General features: G+C 65.5%; 14 protein-coding genes. 1 reads left to right on the top strand and 13 read right to left on the bottom strand.

Going from position 1 to position 14,468, the window contains the following annotated elements:
• The 5 genes from ACTRWG_RS18775 to ACTRWG_RS18755 all read right to left on the bottom strand — a co-directional run bounded on the left by ACTRWG_RS18775 (position 1) and on the right by ACTRWG_RS18755 (position 6,128).
• Entirely contained in the window at positions 1-1,023 is a 1,023-nt protein-coding gene (locus ACTRWG_RS18775; protein WP_462829775.1) for an ABC transporter substrate-binding protein, read from the bottom strand.
• A 204-nt stretch (positions 1,024-1,227) separates the two neighbouring features.
• A complete protein-coding gene (gene lpdA, locus ACTRWG_RS18770; RefSeq protein ID WP_462829774.1) occupies positions 1,228-2,586 on the bottom strand; it encodes a dihydrolipoyl dehydrogenase in 1,359 nt (452 codons plus the stop codon).
• Complete coding sequence (locus ACTRWG_RS18765; protein ID WP_027234017.1) at positions 2,587-3,873, bottom strand: dihydrolipoamide acetyltransferase family protein; 1,287 nt, start codon at positions 3,871-3,873, stop codon at positions 2,587-2,589. It lies immediately after the preceding gene.
• A gap of 4 nt (positions 3,874-3,877) precedes the next feature.
• Positions 3,878-4,891, bottom strand: a complete 1,014-nt coding sequence (locus ACTRWG_RS18760) for an alpha-ketoacid dehydrogenase subunit beta (protein ID WP_027234018.1) — start codon at positions 4,889-4,891, stop codon at positions 3,878-3,880.
• A 1-nt stretch (position 4,892) separates the two neighbouring features.
• On the bottom strand, positions 4,893-6,128 hold the full coding sequence (locus ACTRWG_RS18755; RefSeq protein WP_027234019.1) for a 3-methyl-2-oxobutanoate dehydrogenase (2-methylpropanoyl-transferring) subunit alpha: 1,236 nt from the start codon (positions 6,126-6,128) through the stop codon (positions 4,893-4,895).
• Between the two features lie 162 nt (positions 6,129-6,290).
• Between ACTRWG_RS18755 and ACTRWG_RS18750 the strand changes: the two genes are divergently transcribed.
• Positions 6,291-6,755 (top strand): Lrp/AsnC family transcriptional regulator, encoded by a 465-nt coding sequence (locus ACTRWG_RS18750; RefSeq protein WP_027234020.1) that lies wholly within the window; start codon positions 6,291-6,293, stop codon positions 6,753-6,755.
• A gap of 21 nt (positions 6,756-6,776) precedes the next feature.
• Here the strand turns inward: ACTRWG_RS18750 and ACTRWG_RS18745 are convergent, their stop codons facing one another.
• From ACTRWG_RS18745 to cofG, 8 genes are all read right to left on the bottom strand, one after another.
• Positions 6,777-7,409 carry a TetR family transcriptional regulator C-terminal domain-containing protein gene (locus ACTRWG_RS18745; protein WP_027234021.1) on the bottom strand — a complete coding sequence of 211 codons (633 nt, stop codon included), beginning with the start codon at positions 7,407-7,409 and terminating at the stop codon, positions 6,777-6,779.
• Between the two features lie 226 nt (positions 7,410-7,635).
• Positions 7,636-8,637 (bottom strand): TIGR03842 family LLM class F420-dependent oxidoreductase, encoded by a 1,002-nt coding sequence (locus ACTRWG_RS18740; protein WP_027234022.1) that lies wholly within the window; start codon positions 8,635-8,637, stop codon positions 7,636-7,638.
• A 24-nt stretch (positions 8,638-8,661) separates the two neighbouring features.
• Positions 8,662-9,330: an NADPH-dependent F420 reductase gene (gene npdG, locus ACTRWG_RS18735; RefSeq protein WP_027234023.1), complete on the bottom strand. Its 669-nt coding sequence runs from the start codon at positions 9,328-9,330 to the stop codon at positions 8,662-8,664.
• Positions 9,327-10,100 carry a coenzyme F420-0:L-glutamate ligase gene (gene cofE / locus ACTRWG_RS18730; RefSeq protein WP_027234024.1) on the bottom strand — a complete coding sequence of 258 codons (774 nt, stop codon included), beginning with the start codon at positions 10,098-10,100 and terminating at the stop codon, positions 9,327-9,329. The genes npdG and cofE overlap by 4 nt, the downstream gene beginning before the upstream one ends.
• Complete coding sequence (gene cofC, locus ACTRWG_RS18725) at positions 10,097-10,756, bottom strand: 2-phospho-L-lactate guanylyltransferase (protein ID WP_027234025.1); 660 nt, start codon at positions 10,754-10,756, stop codon at positions 10,097-10,099. The genes cofE and cofC overlap by 4 nt, the downstream gene beginning before the upstream one ends.
• On the bottom strand, positions 10,753-11,718 hold the full coding sequence (cofD, locus tag ACTRWG_RS18720; protein ID WP_027234026.1) for a 2-phospho-L-lactate transferase: 966 nt from the start codon (positions 11,716-11,718) through the stop codon (positions 10,753-10,755). Before cofD ends, cofC begins: the two co-directional genes overlap by 4 nt.
• Entirely contained in the window at positions 11,715-12,989 is a 1,275-nt protein-coding gene (cofH, locus tag ACTRWG_RS18715; RefSeq protein WP_462829773.1) for a 5-amino-6-(D-ribitylamino)uracil--L-tyrosine 4-hydroxyphenyl transferase CofH, read from the bottom strand. Before cofH ends, cofD begins: the two co-directional genes overlap by 4 nt.
• Positions 12,986-14,128, bottom strand: coding sequence for a 7,8-didemethyl-8-hydroxy-5-deazariboflavin synthase CofG (cofG, locus tag ACTRWG_RS18710; RefSeq protein ID WP_027234028.1), 1,143 nt, complete (start codon positions 14,126-14,128; stop codon positions 12,986-12,988). Before cofG ends, cofH begins: the two co-directional genes overlap by 4 nt.
• Between the last annotated feature and the right edge of the window lie 340 nt (positions 14,129-14,468).

The following is a 14,468-nucleotide window of genomic DNA, read 5'->3' as shown; positions in this document are numbered from 1 at the left end:
TCATTGTCCCTCCGGCAGCAGACCGGCCTTGGCCATGCTGGACACGGGCGTGGCCGGGTCACCATCCAGGGCGGCCTCCAGCAGCGGCACCAGCTGATCCAGCGCGGTGTCCAGGCTCAAGGGGCTGGAATGGGACAGCGCCGAGGACAGCAGGCGCCCGGCATAGATCTCCCGCCCCTCCCGGTAAGCGCGCAGGGTATGGCGCAGGGGCAGGCGCTTGAGCCGCTGAACGGACCCGCCGGCGTCGATCCAGATCAGCACATCGGTGTCGATGGGAGAGAGATCCTCCTCAGGAACCAGGGCATAGTAGCTGTTCGCGGGGGTGAACGGGTCGGATACCTCAGGCACTTTGAAGCCCAGGGCGGCCAGGAACTGTCCGCGGATGTCGGTTGCGGAATAGGCGCCGGTCCGGGTGGCAGAGACCATGACGGCGCTTGCGCCCTGCCACTCGGGGTGGGCGGCGCGGATGGCGGCAAAGCGGCCCTCGATCCGGGAGATGATCCGGTCGGCCTTGGCAGCGTTTCCGGTTGCCGTGCCCAGGGTGCGCAGCATGACCTGCCAGGGGGAGCCGTAGCTGCCGTGGGCGGCCTTGGGCGGGATGGTGGGTGCGATTTGCGACAGCAGCGCATATTCGCGTTCGCTCATGCCGGACCATTGGCCGGTGATCAGGTCCGGTTCCAGGGCGGCGATCCGCTCGATGTCGATCTGGCCCTGCAGGACGATGGGCCTGGCATCGCCCAGGGCCGCCTGCGCCCAGGGCCAGACACCATAGGGGTGGTCGCCGAACCACTTGCGCAGAGCATAGGGCGTTTCCCCCAGCGCCAGCAGGAAATCATGGCCGATGTAGCTGAGCGAGACGATGCGCTGCGGTTTGGCGGGCACAATTGTGGCGCCGTAGCGGTGTTCGATTACCGCCGGGAAAGGTTCCGCCGCGCTGGCCGCGGGGGCAAGCACCGCTGCGGCCAGCAGCAGGTATGCGCCGAGCCGGGCGCGCGCGTCCGGAAATATCAAAGCCAGCTTCACAATTCACTCCAGCCTGCGGCGCGGACAGGAACTGCGCCGGGATGTTGATCCGTCGATGGCTGGACTGTGTGCCGCGCCAAGGGCGCGGAGCGTCTCGCTGAAGGGCGCCCGGTTCAGGCGCGTCCGGACGCATAATTAACCTTAGTTCTTTTGTCAAGTTATCTGGCCGCCCGGTCCGCAACTGAAACGGACGGCCTGCTGCTTTCAGATGTGCAGCGCGTGACCCAGCGCGCGCAGGCACGCTTCCTGGAGGCCTTCCGACTGGGTCGGGTGCGCGTGGATGGTCGCGGCGATGTCCTGCAGGCAGGCGCCCATTTCGATGGCGAGCGAGAACGCCGCCGACAGTTCGGAGACACCGGACCCAACGGCCTGAATCCCCAGCACCGCCTGATCGGCATCGCGCCAGACGACGCGGATGAAGCCGTCCTCGCGCTCTGTCGTCATGGCGCGGCCATTGGCGGCAAAGGGGAATTCGGCGCTGCTGCTGCCCTCCACTTCGCCCGGCAGGGCGCCGCAGGTGACAATCTCGGGGTCGGTGAAACAGACGGCAGGGATCGCGCGCTTGTCCCATTCGACCGCGTGGCCCGCGATATGCTCGGCCACCATCTCCCCCTGGGCCATAGCGCGGTGCGCCAGCATCGGCTCGCCGGTGACGTCGCCGATGGCGTAAATGCCCCGCATCGAGGTCTGGCAGGTCTTGTCGATCCGGATGTAGGGGCCGTTCAGGGTCAGCGCCAGCTCATCAACGCCGATGCCTTCGGTGCGCGGGCGGCGGCCGACGGTGACCAGGACTTTCTCTGCCTGAACCCCGCCCTGGCTGGTGGTCAGAACGCCATCGGCGAAACCTTCGGCTCTGGCGCCGGTCATCACCTTGACGCCCAGGGTGTCCAGCCGCTTGGCAACCGGCCGGGTCAGGGCCTGATCGTAGAGCGGCAGGATGCGGTCTTCGGCCTCGACCACGGTGACCTTGGTGCCGAGCTTGGCAAAGGCGGTGCCCAGCTCCAGCCCGATATAGCCTGCGCCGACCACGGCGAGGCTGCCGGGCACGGCGTGCAATGCCAGCGCCTCTGTTGAGGACAGGATATCACCGCCGAACGGCAGCGGGGGCAGCTCGACCGGGGCGGAGCCGGAGGCGATCACCACGAACTCGGCCCGGATCTGGTCCTCTTCGTCACCGCGTTTGACAGAGACGGTCTTGCCATCCAGGAACCGGGCGCGGCCCTGGACCAGACGCACGCCGGCTTTGCGCATCAGCCCGCTTACACCGGTGGTCAGGCGCGAGACGATGCCGTCCTTCCACGCGACAGTCCGGGCGAGGTCGATCTGCGGGCTGCCTGCAGAGATGCCAAGCGGCCCCTCGGAGGCATGGGCGATCTTGTGAAATTCGTCGGCGGCATGGATCAGCGCCTTGGAGGGGATGCAGCCGACGTTCAGGCAGGTGCCGCCGGGCTGGGCCTCGTCCACCACGATGGTGTCGATCCCCAGCTGCCCGGCCCGGATGGCGCAGACATAGCCGCCGGGGCCTGCGCCGATGATCAGCAATTTACACTTCAGATCAGTCATTCAGCCCTCGACAAACAGCATGGCCGGATTTTCCAGCAGGGATTTCAGTTTCTGCACAAAGACCGCCGCGTCCCAGCCGTCGATCACCCGGTGATCGAAGGAGCAGGAGATGTTCATCATCTTGCGCGGCCGGAACTGCTGGCCGTCCCAGACCGGGCGGATCTGCATCTTGTTCACCCCGACGATGGCCACTTCGGGGTGGTTGATGATCGGCGTGGTGGCAATCGCGCCAAGCGGCCCCAGCGAAGTGATGGTGATGGTGCCGCCGGTCAGCTCTGCGCGCTGGATCGAGCCGTCGCGGGCGGCCTCGGCCAGGCGGGCAAGCTCGCCTGCGTTGTCCCACAGGCTGTTTGCCTCCGCATGGTGCAGCACCGGCACGTTGAGCCCCTGAGGGGTCTGGGTCGCGACGCCGATATGCACACCGCCGTGGCGGTGGATCACACCTGCCTCATCGTCGAACCGCGCATTCAGCGCAGGCTGCTCCCGCACCGCCTCGACGATCGCGCGCATCAGGAACGGCAGCAGGGTCAGCTTGGGCCGCTCGCCCTCGTGCTTCTTGTTCAGCGCCGCGCGCAGGTCCTCCAGTGCGCCCATCTCCACCTCTTCGACGATGGTGATATGCGGGATCTGCCGTTTCGACAGCGCCATCTTCTCCGCGATCTTGCGGCGCATGCCGACAACGCGGACTTCCTCGACGCCGGTGTTGCGGCCGCGGGTCACGCTGCCCTGCTGGATGCCGCCGGAGGCGATCCAGCTGTCCAGATCTTCATGGCTGATGCGCCCGGCCGGGCCGCTGCCGGGGACCTGGCGCAAATCGACGCCTTCCTCCCGGGCGCGGGCCCGCACCGACGGCGAGGCCAGCGGTTTGGTGCCATTTGCGCGCGGCACCGGAGCGGCGGGCGCGGCAGGGGGAACGGGCGCTGCCGGTTCCGGGGCCGGCGCAGGCTGTTCCGCCGCGGCAGCGCCCGCTTCGGGGCGTGTCTCAGCCTTGGGCTGCGGGGCCGGTTCCGCCTGTGCGGCGGCATCGGCGGATTCGTTGCCCTCTCCCTCCACCTCGATGCGGATCAGCACCGAGCCGATCGCCATCATTTGGCCGATCTCGCCGCCCAGCTCCAGCACCTTGCCGGACACCGCCGAGGGCACCTCGACCGCGGCCTTGTCGGTCATCACGGCCGCCAGGATATCGTCCTCGCGCACGATGTCGCCGGGCTTGACGTGCCACTCGGTCAGCTCCGCCTCGGCAATGCCTTCCCCTACATCGGGAAGACGCATGGCAAACACACCCATCCGGTCAGCCCTCCATCACTTTTTTCAATGCCTCGCCGACCCGGGCGGGGCCGGGGAAATATTCCCATTCCTGCGCGTGCGGATAGGGCGTGTCCCAGCCGGTGACGCGGATGATCGGCGCCTCCAGGTGGTAAAAGCAGTTTTCCTGCACCAGGCTCATCAGTTCGGCGCCGAACCCGGAGGTGCGCGTCGCCTCATGCACGATCACGCAGCGGCCGGTCTTTTCAACGGATGCGGTGATTGTCTCCAGATCAAGGGGCAGCAGGGTGCGCAGGTCGATCACCTCGGCGTCGACTCCGGCGGCCTCTGCCGCAGCTTCCGCCACATAGACCATGGTGCCATAGGCCAGAACCGTGACGTCCGCACCCTCGCGGGTGATGCTGGCCTTGCCCAGCGGCACGGTCTCTGCGCCCTCCGGCACGTCGCCCTTGGGGTGGGATTTCCAGCTGGTGACGGGGCGGTCGTGGTAGCCGTCGAAGGGGCCGTTATAAAGCCGCTTCGGCTCCAGAAAGATCACCGGATCCGGGTCCTCGATGGCGGCCAGCAACAGCCCCTTGGCGTCGCGCGGATTGGAGGGCACCACCACCTTCAGCCCCGACACATGCGTGAACAGCGCCTCCGGGCTCTGGCTGTGGGTCTGGCCGCCGAAGATGCCGCCGCCGGTGGGCATGCGGATCACCAGCGGGCAGGTGAAATCGGCGTTGGAGCGGTGCCGCAGGCGCGCCGCCTCAGAGACGATCTGGTCATAGGCCGGATAGACATAATCGGCGAACTGGATCTCGATCACCGGCTTCAGCCCGTAAGCCGCCATGCCGATGGCGGTGCCGACGATGCCGGATTCGTTGATCGGCGCGTCAAAGCAGCGTGATTTTCCGTATTTCTCCTGCAATCCCGCGGTGCAGCGGAAGACGCCGCCGAAAAATCCCACATCCTCGCCAAAGACGACGACGCGGTCGTCTGCCGCCATCGCCACGTCATGGGCCTCGCGGATGGCCTCGATCATGGTCATGCTGGCCATCTCAGTACCCCGCTTCCTGGCGCTGCCGGATCAGATGCGGCGGCATGGTTTCATAAACGCCTTCGAACATGTCGCGCGGGCTGGGGGTCTTGCCGCCGCCCAATGTGCCGATCGCCTCGGCCTGCTTCTGGGTGGCGATGACGCCGTCCAGAATTTCCGCCTCAGCCTGGGTGTGGCGGTCCTCGCTCCACTCGCCAATGGTGATGAGATGGGTCTTCAGCCGCTCGATGGGATCGCCCAGGGGCCAGGCCGCAGCCTCGCGCCGGGAGCGGTAGGCGGAGGGGTCGTCGCTGGTGGAATGGCCGCCCGCGCGGTAGGTGACATGTTCGATCAGGGTCGGGCCATGCCCCAGGCGGGCGCGTTCGCAGGCCCATTTCGCCACTGCGTGCACGGCCAGGTAGTCGTTGCCGTCCACCCGGATCGAGGCGATGCCAAAGCCGTGGCCGCGGGCGGCAAAGGTGCCGACGCCGCCGCGGGCAATGCCCTGGAAGGTGGAAATTGCCCATTGGTTGTTGACGATGTTCAAGACCACCGGCGCCTTGTAGGTGGAGGCAAAAACCATGGCGGCGTGAAAATCGCTCTCAGCCGTGGAGCCGTCGCCGATCCAGCCGGTGGCGATCTTGGTGTCGCCCGAAATGGCCGAGGCCATTGCCCAGCCGACCGATTGCACGAACTGGGTGCCCAGATTGCCGGAAATCGAAAAGAACCCGTGTTCCTTGGAGGAATACATGATCGGCAGCTGGCGCCCGTGCAGCGGGTCGTCGGCGTTGGAATAGATCTGGTTCATCATGGTCAGCATCGGATAGCCGCCCGCGATCAGCAGCCCGGCCTGGCGGTAGGTCGGGAAGTTCATGTCGCCCGGCCTCAGCGCACGGGAAAAGGCGCAGGACACGGCCTCTTCGCCCAGATGCTGCATGTAAAAGCTGGTTTTCCCCTGGCGCTGCGCATTCAGCATCCGCGCGTCAAACGTGCGCAGGGTCAGCATGTGCCGCAGGCCCTCGCGCAGCTCGTCAGGGCTCAGCGCGCCGGCCCAGTCGCCAACCGCCTCGCCGTCCTTGTTCAGCACCCGGACAATGGAAAACGCCATGTCGCGGATCGAGTCGGGGTCCGCATCAACCGGCGGGCGTTTGACGGCCCCGGCGCGCGGAATTTCGAAGTCCGAGAAATCAGGTGTGTCGCCCGGACGGCAGCCCGGTTCCGGCACGTTCAGCGATAGCGGCGGAAAGTCATCACTCATGCGGTACCTCTTTGTTCTGAGCGCCCCCAGGCGGCGCGCGGAAGAATGCGCGCGGCGCAGTGCCTGTCCCGACAGCTTAGCAAAACCGCATGGTTGAAAAATAACGAATATGGGGGTACTGGTGCGAAAATCAGAGGAAATTTACTCGGAAACGCAAAATTTATGGTGGTTTTCGCTACAGATTCAGTTGATCGGGAGATACTTCGCGCGCTGCGTGATGACGGGCGGATTCCCCTGGTGCAGCTGGCGGCCCGAGTCGGCCTGTCCCAGACGCCCTGCAAGCGGCGCCTGCAGCGGCTGGAGGAAAGCGGCCTGATTTCCGGCTACAACGCCCGCATCGACCGCAAGGCGGCGGGGTTTGGCATCACCGCCTTTGTGTCGGTGGAGCTGGAGCGCCAGGACGCGGACGAGATCGCCAGCTTCCAGAAGAAGATTGCTCAGTTCGAGGAAGTGGTGACCGGCACGCTGATGACCGGCGCGCAGGACTTTCTCTTGGAAATCGTGGTGGAAAGCCTGGAGGAATTCGAGACGTTCCTGCAGACCAAATTGCTGCGCATCTCCGGCATCCGCGTGGTGCGGTCGCGCTTTGCGCTGCGCAAATTCATCGACCGGGCGCGGATTCCGTGACCGCGGGGCGGTCAGCGGCCGTCAGCCGGCCTCGACCGCCAGAAGTTTCCGGTACATCTCCAGCAGGAACACCTCAGCCTCGGCATAGCGGTCCTGTGCCTTGGCGGGGGCGATTTCCTCGATCTGGACGTCGAAATCGGCGTAGTGCTGGGTGGTGGCCCAGATCGAATACAGCAGATGGTGCGGATCGACGGTTGCAATCCGGCCCTCGCGCATCCAGTCCTCCAGCACAGTGATCTTGGTGTTGTACAGCTCCTTCAGCGGGCCGAAGATCTCGCTGCGCGACTGCGGCAGGCCGCTCAGGATCTCATTGGCGAAGAACTTGCTTTCCTTTGGGAAATTCCGCGAGATTTCCAGCTTGCGGCGGATGTACTGGCAGATTTCGTCGATCGGGTCGCCATGCGGGCTCAGCATGTTCAGCGGCGCCATCCACAGCTGAAGGGTGCGGGCCAGAAGCTCCTTGCGGATCGCGTCCTTGCTTTCGAAATAATACAGCAGGTTCGGCGTGGTCAGCCCGGCGTTCTTGGCAATCAGGTTGATCGACGCGCCGGAAGATCCGTGCTGGGCAAAAACCTCCAGCGCGGAGGCCAGGATTTGTTCAGTCTTTTTCCGCTGAATCCGGGTCTTCGGCTTTTCAGCTGCCATGCGCGCCATGTAAATTCCGCCACCTATAAAAATGTCTATCTGGCGCCCTATTGGCACAAGTCAAAGGCTGTTGCCAGCGGTCGCGCGCAAAAGGCCGGTTCAAATCAACGTGCGGCTGCGGGCGGGCCGCCCCGTGGGGCAAATGAGCGGGCAGCCAGAGCCGCCCGCCAATAGGCACCGTCCGCGGGGAGATTTGTCCGGACGGTGCCGTTTCCGGGCCGGGGCCCGGTGCAGTTCAGCGGAAGGCCGGGATGATCTTCTCGCCATAGTCGGCGATGATTTTCTCTTCGTCGCCGCTGTCGAGATAGATGTTGAACTGGGTGGTGCCGGCATCCTGCAGATCGCGGATCTTGGCGATATGTTCGTCCGGGGTGCCCAGCACGCAGAAGCTCTTGACGATGTCTTCGGTGATGAAGTCCAGGTACGGGTTATCGCTCTGGCCGTGCTTGGAATAGTCGTAGCCCTTGCGGTTCTTGATGTAGTCGGTCAGGCTGGTGGGGACGTGATCGCCGTCGGTGCCGTATTTCTCAACGATGTCAGCGACATGGTTGCCGACCATGGCGGGGAACCACTTGGTCTTCTCGATGCCTTCCTCGATCGGGCCGGTATGCGCGGGCGCTGCCGCCATCACGCGGTAGTTCGACATGTCGCGGCCTTCGGCCTCGCCGCCGGCCTTGGCCTGATCGGCCAGCCATTTGATGATCTTGGGTTCGGCGATCTGCAGTACCACGCCGTCACCGACCTTGCCGGCCGAGGCCAGGGCCTTGGGACCATATGCGCCGATCCAGACCGGCAGTTCGTAGCCCTGGGCCCAGGGGAATTTCACCGGCTCGGGGCATTCGCCGTACTGCACTTCCTCGCCGCGGATCAGCGACTTCACGACGTGGGTGAATTCTTCCATCCGCTTGATGGTCGACGGCTTCTTGCCCATCACCCGCACGGCGCTGTCCCCGCGGCCCAGGCCGATGTCGAAACGTCCGCCGGACTGTTTCGCCAGCGAGCCGAACAGCGAGGCTGCCACCGACCACTCGCGCGAGTTCGGGTTGGTCACCAGCGGGCCGAAGCGCATCTTGGTGGTGTGCTCCATGCACATCGCCATCGCGACAAAGCTTTCGCGCCACAGGATGTGGCTGTCGTAGAACCAGCAGTAGGCAAAGCCTGCGTTTTCCGCCTGGCGGACCAGTGCGCGGGCGCGTTCGGGCTCAACGAAGCCCTTGAAGCAAATACCGAATTCCATGTGTGTTTTCTCCCTGTTGGAATCTTAGTGTTCGGGGGCCCAGATGCGGATGCCCGCATGGGTGAAGGGCACCGCCTTGGAAATGTTCTGGCGGATCAGGATCGGGGTGATCGCCTCGATGCAGCGGGCGGCCTCGGCGTCGCCGGCGTTGTAGGCCTGAACATCCAGCGCGCCGACCAGCTCAATCACCTTCTTGCGGGCAGGCAGGCTGTTGCCGCAGACCAGGATGTCGCAGTTGATCGGCCAGTCGAGGTTGTTGAGCGTGGTCGCCGACACGTTGTGCAGCGCGCCGATCACCGGAATGTCGTCACCCAGCAGCGCCTGCGCGGCCTCGGTGGCGGAGCCTTCTGGCGGCATTTCAACCTTCTTGGGGTCGCCTTCCTTCAGCGGCACCACGATGTCGACCAGGATCTTGCCTTCCAGCTGCGGCTTCAGCGCCTCCAGCGTGGCGTTGTGGGCAGAAAACGGCACCGCGAGGATGACCATTTCATCCGCCGCCGCGGTGGCGCCAGCATTGTCCAGCCCTTCGATCGGTGCGGCGCCTTCCGGCAGCTTTGCCATCAGGTCTGCCGCGATGCCGGCGCTGCGCTCGCCATCGCGCGAACCCAGTGCCACGGCGATCCCTGCGCGGGCAAAGCGCAGCGCCAGCCCCTGGCCCTGCGGCCCGGTGCCGCCAATGATTGCGATCTTCATCTGAACATATCCTCCTGTTTTTTTCTGAGTATGTCGGCGCCGCGGCTGTCGGCGGGCTGCCAGTCGAGCCCGCGCAGCAGCACCGCCGGTGTTTTTCCGTTCTTGCGCACCACCAGACCGGAGGCGGCGGAGATTTCATCGGCCAGCGCCGGTTCGGTCACCTGCAAGGGCCGCCCCCAGGCATCCAGGTTGCCCTGCTCCTGAATGGTGGCCGGGACCTTGCTCAGCCCGATGGCCACGTTGATCTGGCCCAGCCGCCAGGGGCGGCCGAAGGTGTCGGTCATCACCACGCCGATCTGCGCGCCGAAGCGGGCGGCCAGCGACGTGCGCAAACGCTCGCAGCTGGCGTCGGGGTCGCGCGGCAGCACCATCGCCGCGTCCTCCTCGCCGAAGTTCGACTCATCCACCGCGGCATTGGCGGAGATGAAACCCAGCCGGTGTTCGCAGATCATCGTGCCGGTGTTCTGATCCGGGCGGCGGAAGGCGCGCACCACCCGGGTGCTTTCGCGCAGGACGATCTCCACCTTGCGCGGGTCCTTGTTCAGCTCCTCGCCGTATTTGACGGCCTCGTCCGAGGGCGTGACCGAGGCCAGCGGGATGATGCAGTCCTCGGCCTTGGAGAACACCTTCTGCGCGATGCACAGGATATCGCCGTCCTGCAGGCCAAGCCCGGCCTGCTCCAGGCAATCACCCAGGATCGCGCCCAGATCGTCGCCGTTCCGGATATCCGGCACGCCGGGCACGGCGGTGAGGGAGACGGACAGACTCATCGCGCGCCCTCCCGCACCAGCGCCTGCGGGTCCTGCGCCAGCAGGCAGCTGAGATCCTCGGCGGTGTCGACATCAATACGCAGGCTGTCCAGCGGCAGCACCACCGGGCAAAGGCCCGCAATTTCTGCCGCACGCCGGTGGGCGATCAGCGACTTCTGCCCGTAGGCAAAGGCAAAGGGGCAGGGCAGCGGCACCAAAAGCGCGTTGGTGCCAAGGTCGGTCGCCGGGCACAGCACCGCGCGGGTGCCGTCCAGCGGATAGGCCAGAAGCTGGGCCAGATCGTCCGGCGACGGGTCCGCCAGATCGCCCGGCAGCACGCACAGTGCCTCATACCCTTTGGCCGTTGCCCAATCCGCTGCTGCCTCCACCGCCAGCGACAGGGTGCCGGGGTCGTTGTCGTCGATGCAGATCAGCCCGGCCTGGCGCGCGATCCGCGCAATCACCGGGCTGTTGGACACCACGGCAATGTCGGCGGCGCCTTCGGGCAGCATGGCAACCGCCTCCTGCAGCCGCGTGATGGTGGAGCGGAACAGCCCCCGGGCCAGCGCTTCGCGGTCCCGCGGCGCCAGCGCCATGCTCAACCGCGTCTTGGCCCTGGAGGGGTCCTTCATCGGGATCACCGCCAGCCGCTTGCTGCATTTCACCGCCGCGCTCATGCCGCCGTCTCCCGGTTTGTGCGGGCAAGGCCCAGATCCGCAACTTCGCGTGCAAGGCGGGCCTTATCGTCCTGGGTCTTCATCAGAATGTCGCTGCAGACCGGCGCCAGCCCCATCGCGCGGATTTCGCCCGCCAGCCCGGCGTCCGCGTGGTCGATCACCAGCGTATCGGCCAGCCCGCGGTACCGCGCAGCCACACCGGCCGCATCGGCCCGTTCCCCCAGCGCCGCCATCATGCGGTCGGCCGGGCCCTTGACCACCTTGCCGCCGATGAACGGGCTGACAGCAACCTTCTGCGCACGCGCCGCGCGCAGCGCCGCGGTGATGCCCGGCACGCCCAGAATGGGGGCAATGCTGACCAGCGGGTTGGAGGGCGCAATCACGATCAAATCCGCCTGCCGGATCGCCGCCAGCGCCTCTGGCGCGGGGCGGGCCTGCGCCAGCCCGTCAAAGGCCAGCTCCCGCACGTCCGGGGCGCAGCGTTCGCGCACGAAATACTCCTGGAAGCTCAGCCAGCCCGCATCGGTGCGCACCCGTGTCTGCACCTTATTATCTGTCGGCAGCAGGATCTCCGCCCGCACCCCAAAGGCGCGCGCCACGTCGCGGGCGATATCGCTGGGCCGGTCGCCCTGCAGGCGGCGCATGGTGCGGTAGATGTGCAGGCCAAAGTCGCGGTCGCCCAGCGACATCCAGGTGTCCGCGCCCAGCTTGTTCAGCGTCTCCAGCGCCCGGTGGCCCTCATCCGCCACGCCCCAGCCCTGGTTGCGGTCGATCACATCACCCAGGCTGTAAGTCAGCGTGTCGATATCGGGCGAGACCCAGAGGCCGTGAAACTCATCGTCATCCGCCACATTGCCGATCACCGACAGCGCCACATCCGGCAGCGCGGCCAGGCCCTCGGCCATCTTGGCACCGCCGACGCCACCCGCCAGCAGGGTGACCTTATGCTTCTGCGCGCTCATTCTGCCGCCTCCAGCTTGGGCCCGCGTTCGGGGAACATTTCCAGAAACGCCAGCGGGTCGCTGCCCTGACGGTCCACCAGTGGCGCGATCACCTCGGGATCGTGATCGACATAGACGTCGCGGATCTCGTAAATGGTGTTGCGGCGCACCGGCACCCGGCCCGCGGCGCGGATGATCTCTGTCAGTTCGCGCGCTGTGATCTCCTGCCCGTGGGCAGACCCGGCCGAGCGCGAGATGCTTTCGTTCATCAGCGTGCCGCCCAGGTCGTTGACCCCGCGTGACAGCATCTGCTGTGCCCGCGCCGCGCCCAGCTTGGTCCAGCTCACTTGGATATTGTCGATCCAGCCGTGCAGCATGATGCGCGACACCGCGTGCATCAGGTCCACCTCCAGCGCAGTCGGGCCGGGGCGCACTTTGTCCGGGTTCTGCGACCAAAGCGGCGATTCGGTATGCACAAAGGAGAGCGGCACCAGCTCGGTGAAGCCGCCGGTATCCTTCTGGATGTCGCGCAGTAGCCTGATGTGCGCGGCCCAGTGCTCAGGCCCGTCGATATGGCCGTACATGATGGTGGCGGTGGTGGGGATGCCGACCTCATGCGCGGCGCGGATGATCTCCACCCATTTTTCGGCGCTCAGCTTGTTCTTGGTCAGCTGCATCCGCACTTCGGTATCCAGGATCTCCGCCGCGGTGCCGGGCATCGAGCCGAGACCGGCGTCTTTCAGATCCGCCAGGAAGTCGTGATAGGACATCTTGGTCTTGGACGCGCCATACCAGATCTCAAACGGCGAGAAGGCATGGATATGCATGTCCGGCAGCGCTGCCTTGATGGCGCGGATAATGTCGCGGTAGTAGGTTCCCTCCATCTTGGGATGCAGGCCGCCCTGGATGCAGACCTCGGTCGCACCGCGGTCCCAGGCCTCCTGCGCGCGCTCGACGATCTGTTCGGGCTCCAGCCACTCGGCGTCCTTGTCCTCGCTGCGCTTGGCAAAACCGCAGAAGCGGCAGCCCATATAGCAGATGTTGGTGAAGTTGATGTTGCGGTTCACCACAAAGGAGACGCGGTCGCCATTGGCGCGGCGGCGCAGCTCGTCGGCCACGGCATAGACGGCCTCGGCGTCAGCGCCGGTGGCGCGGAACAGCTCGACGCCTTCGGCTTCGGACACTTCGCCGCCCTCCAGCGCCATCTCCAGAATGGCGCGGACCGGGGCGGAGGCGGCGCCGACGGCAGCCGGGACCGCGGCAAAATTCTCGGCGGGGTGCTGGATGGTCATGCTGTCTCTCCGATGTGGCGCTGATCGCGGGCGAGGCCGTTTTCCTGGGCCATGCCGGCCGCACGGGCCAGCACGCCGGGGTTGATGAAGCCGCTGTCCCCGGTCAGGTAGCGGGGGTAAACGGTGAGCCGCTCGCGCAGGTCAAAACCGGCCCCGGTGCAGGAGCTTGCCAGCGCTCGGATCTCCGGCCATTCGTGCTGCGGGTTGATGAAGTCGATGGTCACGGGCGAAATGCCGCCCCAGTCGTTGATGCCTGCCTCCAGATAGGCGATGTGGCGGGCGCTGAGGTTCGGCGGCGCCTGCAGGCTGATCTCCGGTGCCAGGATGATGCGGGCGGCGGCGATGGTGCGCAGCATGTCCTCCAGCGCCGGTTCCGGGTGGTTCGCCATCTCGATATCCGGCTTGCGCTGGAAGTTCTGGATGATCACTTCCTGGATGTGGCCGTGGCGGGCGTGGGCGTTGTTGATGGCGTGCAGCGCCTCGATCCGCTCGGCAAATGTTTCGCCAATGCCGATCAGCAGGCCGGTGGTGAAGGGCACCTGTTTCTCGCCTGCGCGCTCCAGCGTGCGCAGCCGCTGCACCGGCACCTTGTCGGGGCAGGCATAATGCGGCTGGCCCTTGCGGGTCAGGCGGCGGCTCACGGTTTCCAGCATCATCCCCATCGAGGCGGAGACCGGGCGCAGCACGTCGATCTCGTCATCGGTGAGGGTGCCCGCGTTCACATGCGGCAGCAGGCTGGTTTCCGTCAGCACCAGCTCGCACATGTCGCGCAGGTAATCGGTCAGGCGGGAATAGCCGAGCTTTTCCAGCCCCTTGCGGGCCTTCTCATAACGCAGTTCCGGCTTTTCACCGAGGCTGAAGAGGAGTTCCTTGCAGCCCTCGCGCTCACCCTTCTGTGCGGTGGCCAGCACCTGCTCCGGCGTCATGATATTGGCCTCCGGAGACTCCGGATGCTTGACGAAGGTGCAGTAGCCGCAGGTGTCGCGGCACATGTTGGTCAAAGGCACAAAGGCCTTGCGCGAATAGGTGACCGTGCGGCCCCAGTGGGCGTCGCGGATCCCGGCTGCGCGCATCATCAGGGCGCGCAAATCCCCGGTCTCCGCCCAGGCTGTGCCTGTGCTGAGCGATTGGGTGTTCATGGTGTCCTCCCTGCCTCAAAGACTGTGGAGGAGGGCGCGGCATGTCAAATATTTTTTTAGCTGTAAGTCAAAAAAAATACCGTGAAGGTGTGTTGAGTGCAGATAATAGGCTGTTTTTAAACTGCAAAAATATGAGCTGACAAAAATATTGACTACTAAGTAAAACATCCAAATACTTCTTCCCAATCGCAGGCAGCCGGTTTGCCGGACGCTTCAGCGAAAAGGGAGGACATTGAAGTGCTTATTGGAACGCCAAGGGAGTTGGCGGCTGGAGAGTCGCGCGTTGCGATGACGCCGGACTCTGCGCGTCAGCTGCAGAAGCTGGGGTATGATTGCGCGA

Source organism: Leisingera sp. G5_S3_59_S7 (genome assembly GCF_054968485.1).
The sequence above is the reverse complement of the archived record's forward strand: the minus strand, read 5'-3'. Positions and strand labels throughout refer to the sequence as shown.

What these genes read in the sequence shown, in the direction of transcription:
- cofD (WP_027234026.1), bottom strand. Translation starts at nt 11,718, where the DNA reads ATGAGCGCGCAGAAGCATAAGGTCACCCTGCTGGCGGGTGGCGTCGGC.
- ACTRWG_RS18760 (WP_027234018.1), bottom strand. Translation starts at nt 4,891, where the DNA reads ATGGCCAGCATGACCATGATCGAGGCCATCCGCGAGGCCCATGACGTG.
- lpdA (WP_462829774.1), bottom strand. Translation starts at nt 2,586, where the DNA reads ATGACTGATCTGAAGTGTAAATTGCTGATCATCGGCGCAGGCCCCGGC.
- ACTRWG_RS18755 (WP_027234019.1), bottom strand. Translation starts at nt 6,128, where the DNA reads ATGAGTGATGACTTTCCGCCGCTATCGCTGAACGTGCCGGAACCGGGC.
- cofH (WP_462829773.1), bottom strand. Translation starts at nt 12,989, where the DNA reads ATGACCATCCAGCACCCCGCCGAGAATTTTGCCGCGGTCCCGGCTGCC.
- cofE (WP_027234024.1), bottom strand. Translation starts at nt 10,100, where the DNA reads ATGAGTCTGTCCGTCTCCCTCACCGCCGTGCCCGGCGTGCCGGATATC.
- ACTRWG_RS18740 (WP_027234022.1), bottom strand. Translation starts at nt 8,637, where the DNA reads ATGGAATTCGGTATTTGCTTCAAGGGCTTCGTTGAGCCCGAACGCGCC.
- ACTRWG_RS18745 (WP_027234021.1), bottom strand. Translation starts at nt 7,409, where the DNA reads ATGGCGCGCATGGCAGCTGAAAAGCCGAAGACCCGGATTCAGCGGAAA.
- cofG (WP_027234028.1), bottom strand. Translation starts at nt 14,128, where the DNA reads ATGAACACCCAATCGCTCAGCACAGGCACAGCCTGGGCGGAGACCGGG.
- npdG (WP_027234023.1), bottom strand. Translation starts at nt 9,330, where the DNA reads ATGAAGATCGCAATCATTGGCGGCACCGGGCCGCAGGGCCAGGGGCTG.
- cofC (WP_027234025.1), bottom strand. Translation starts at nt 10,756, where the DNA reads ATGAGCGCGGCGGTGAAATGCAGCAAGCGGCTGGCGGTGATCCCGATG.
- ACTRWG_RS18750 (WP_027234020.1), top strand. Translation starts at nt 6,291, where the DNA reads ATGGTGGTTTTCGCTACAGATTCAGTTGATCGGGAGATACTTCGCGCG.
- ACTRWG_RS18765 (WP_027234017.1), bottom strand. Translation starts at nt 3,873, where the DNA reads ATGGGTGTGTTTGCCATGCGTCTTCCCGATGTAGGGGAAGGCATTGCC.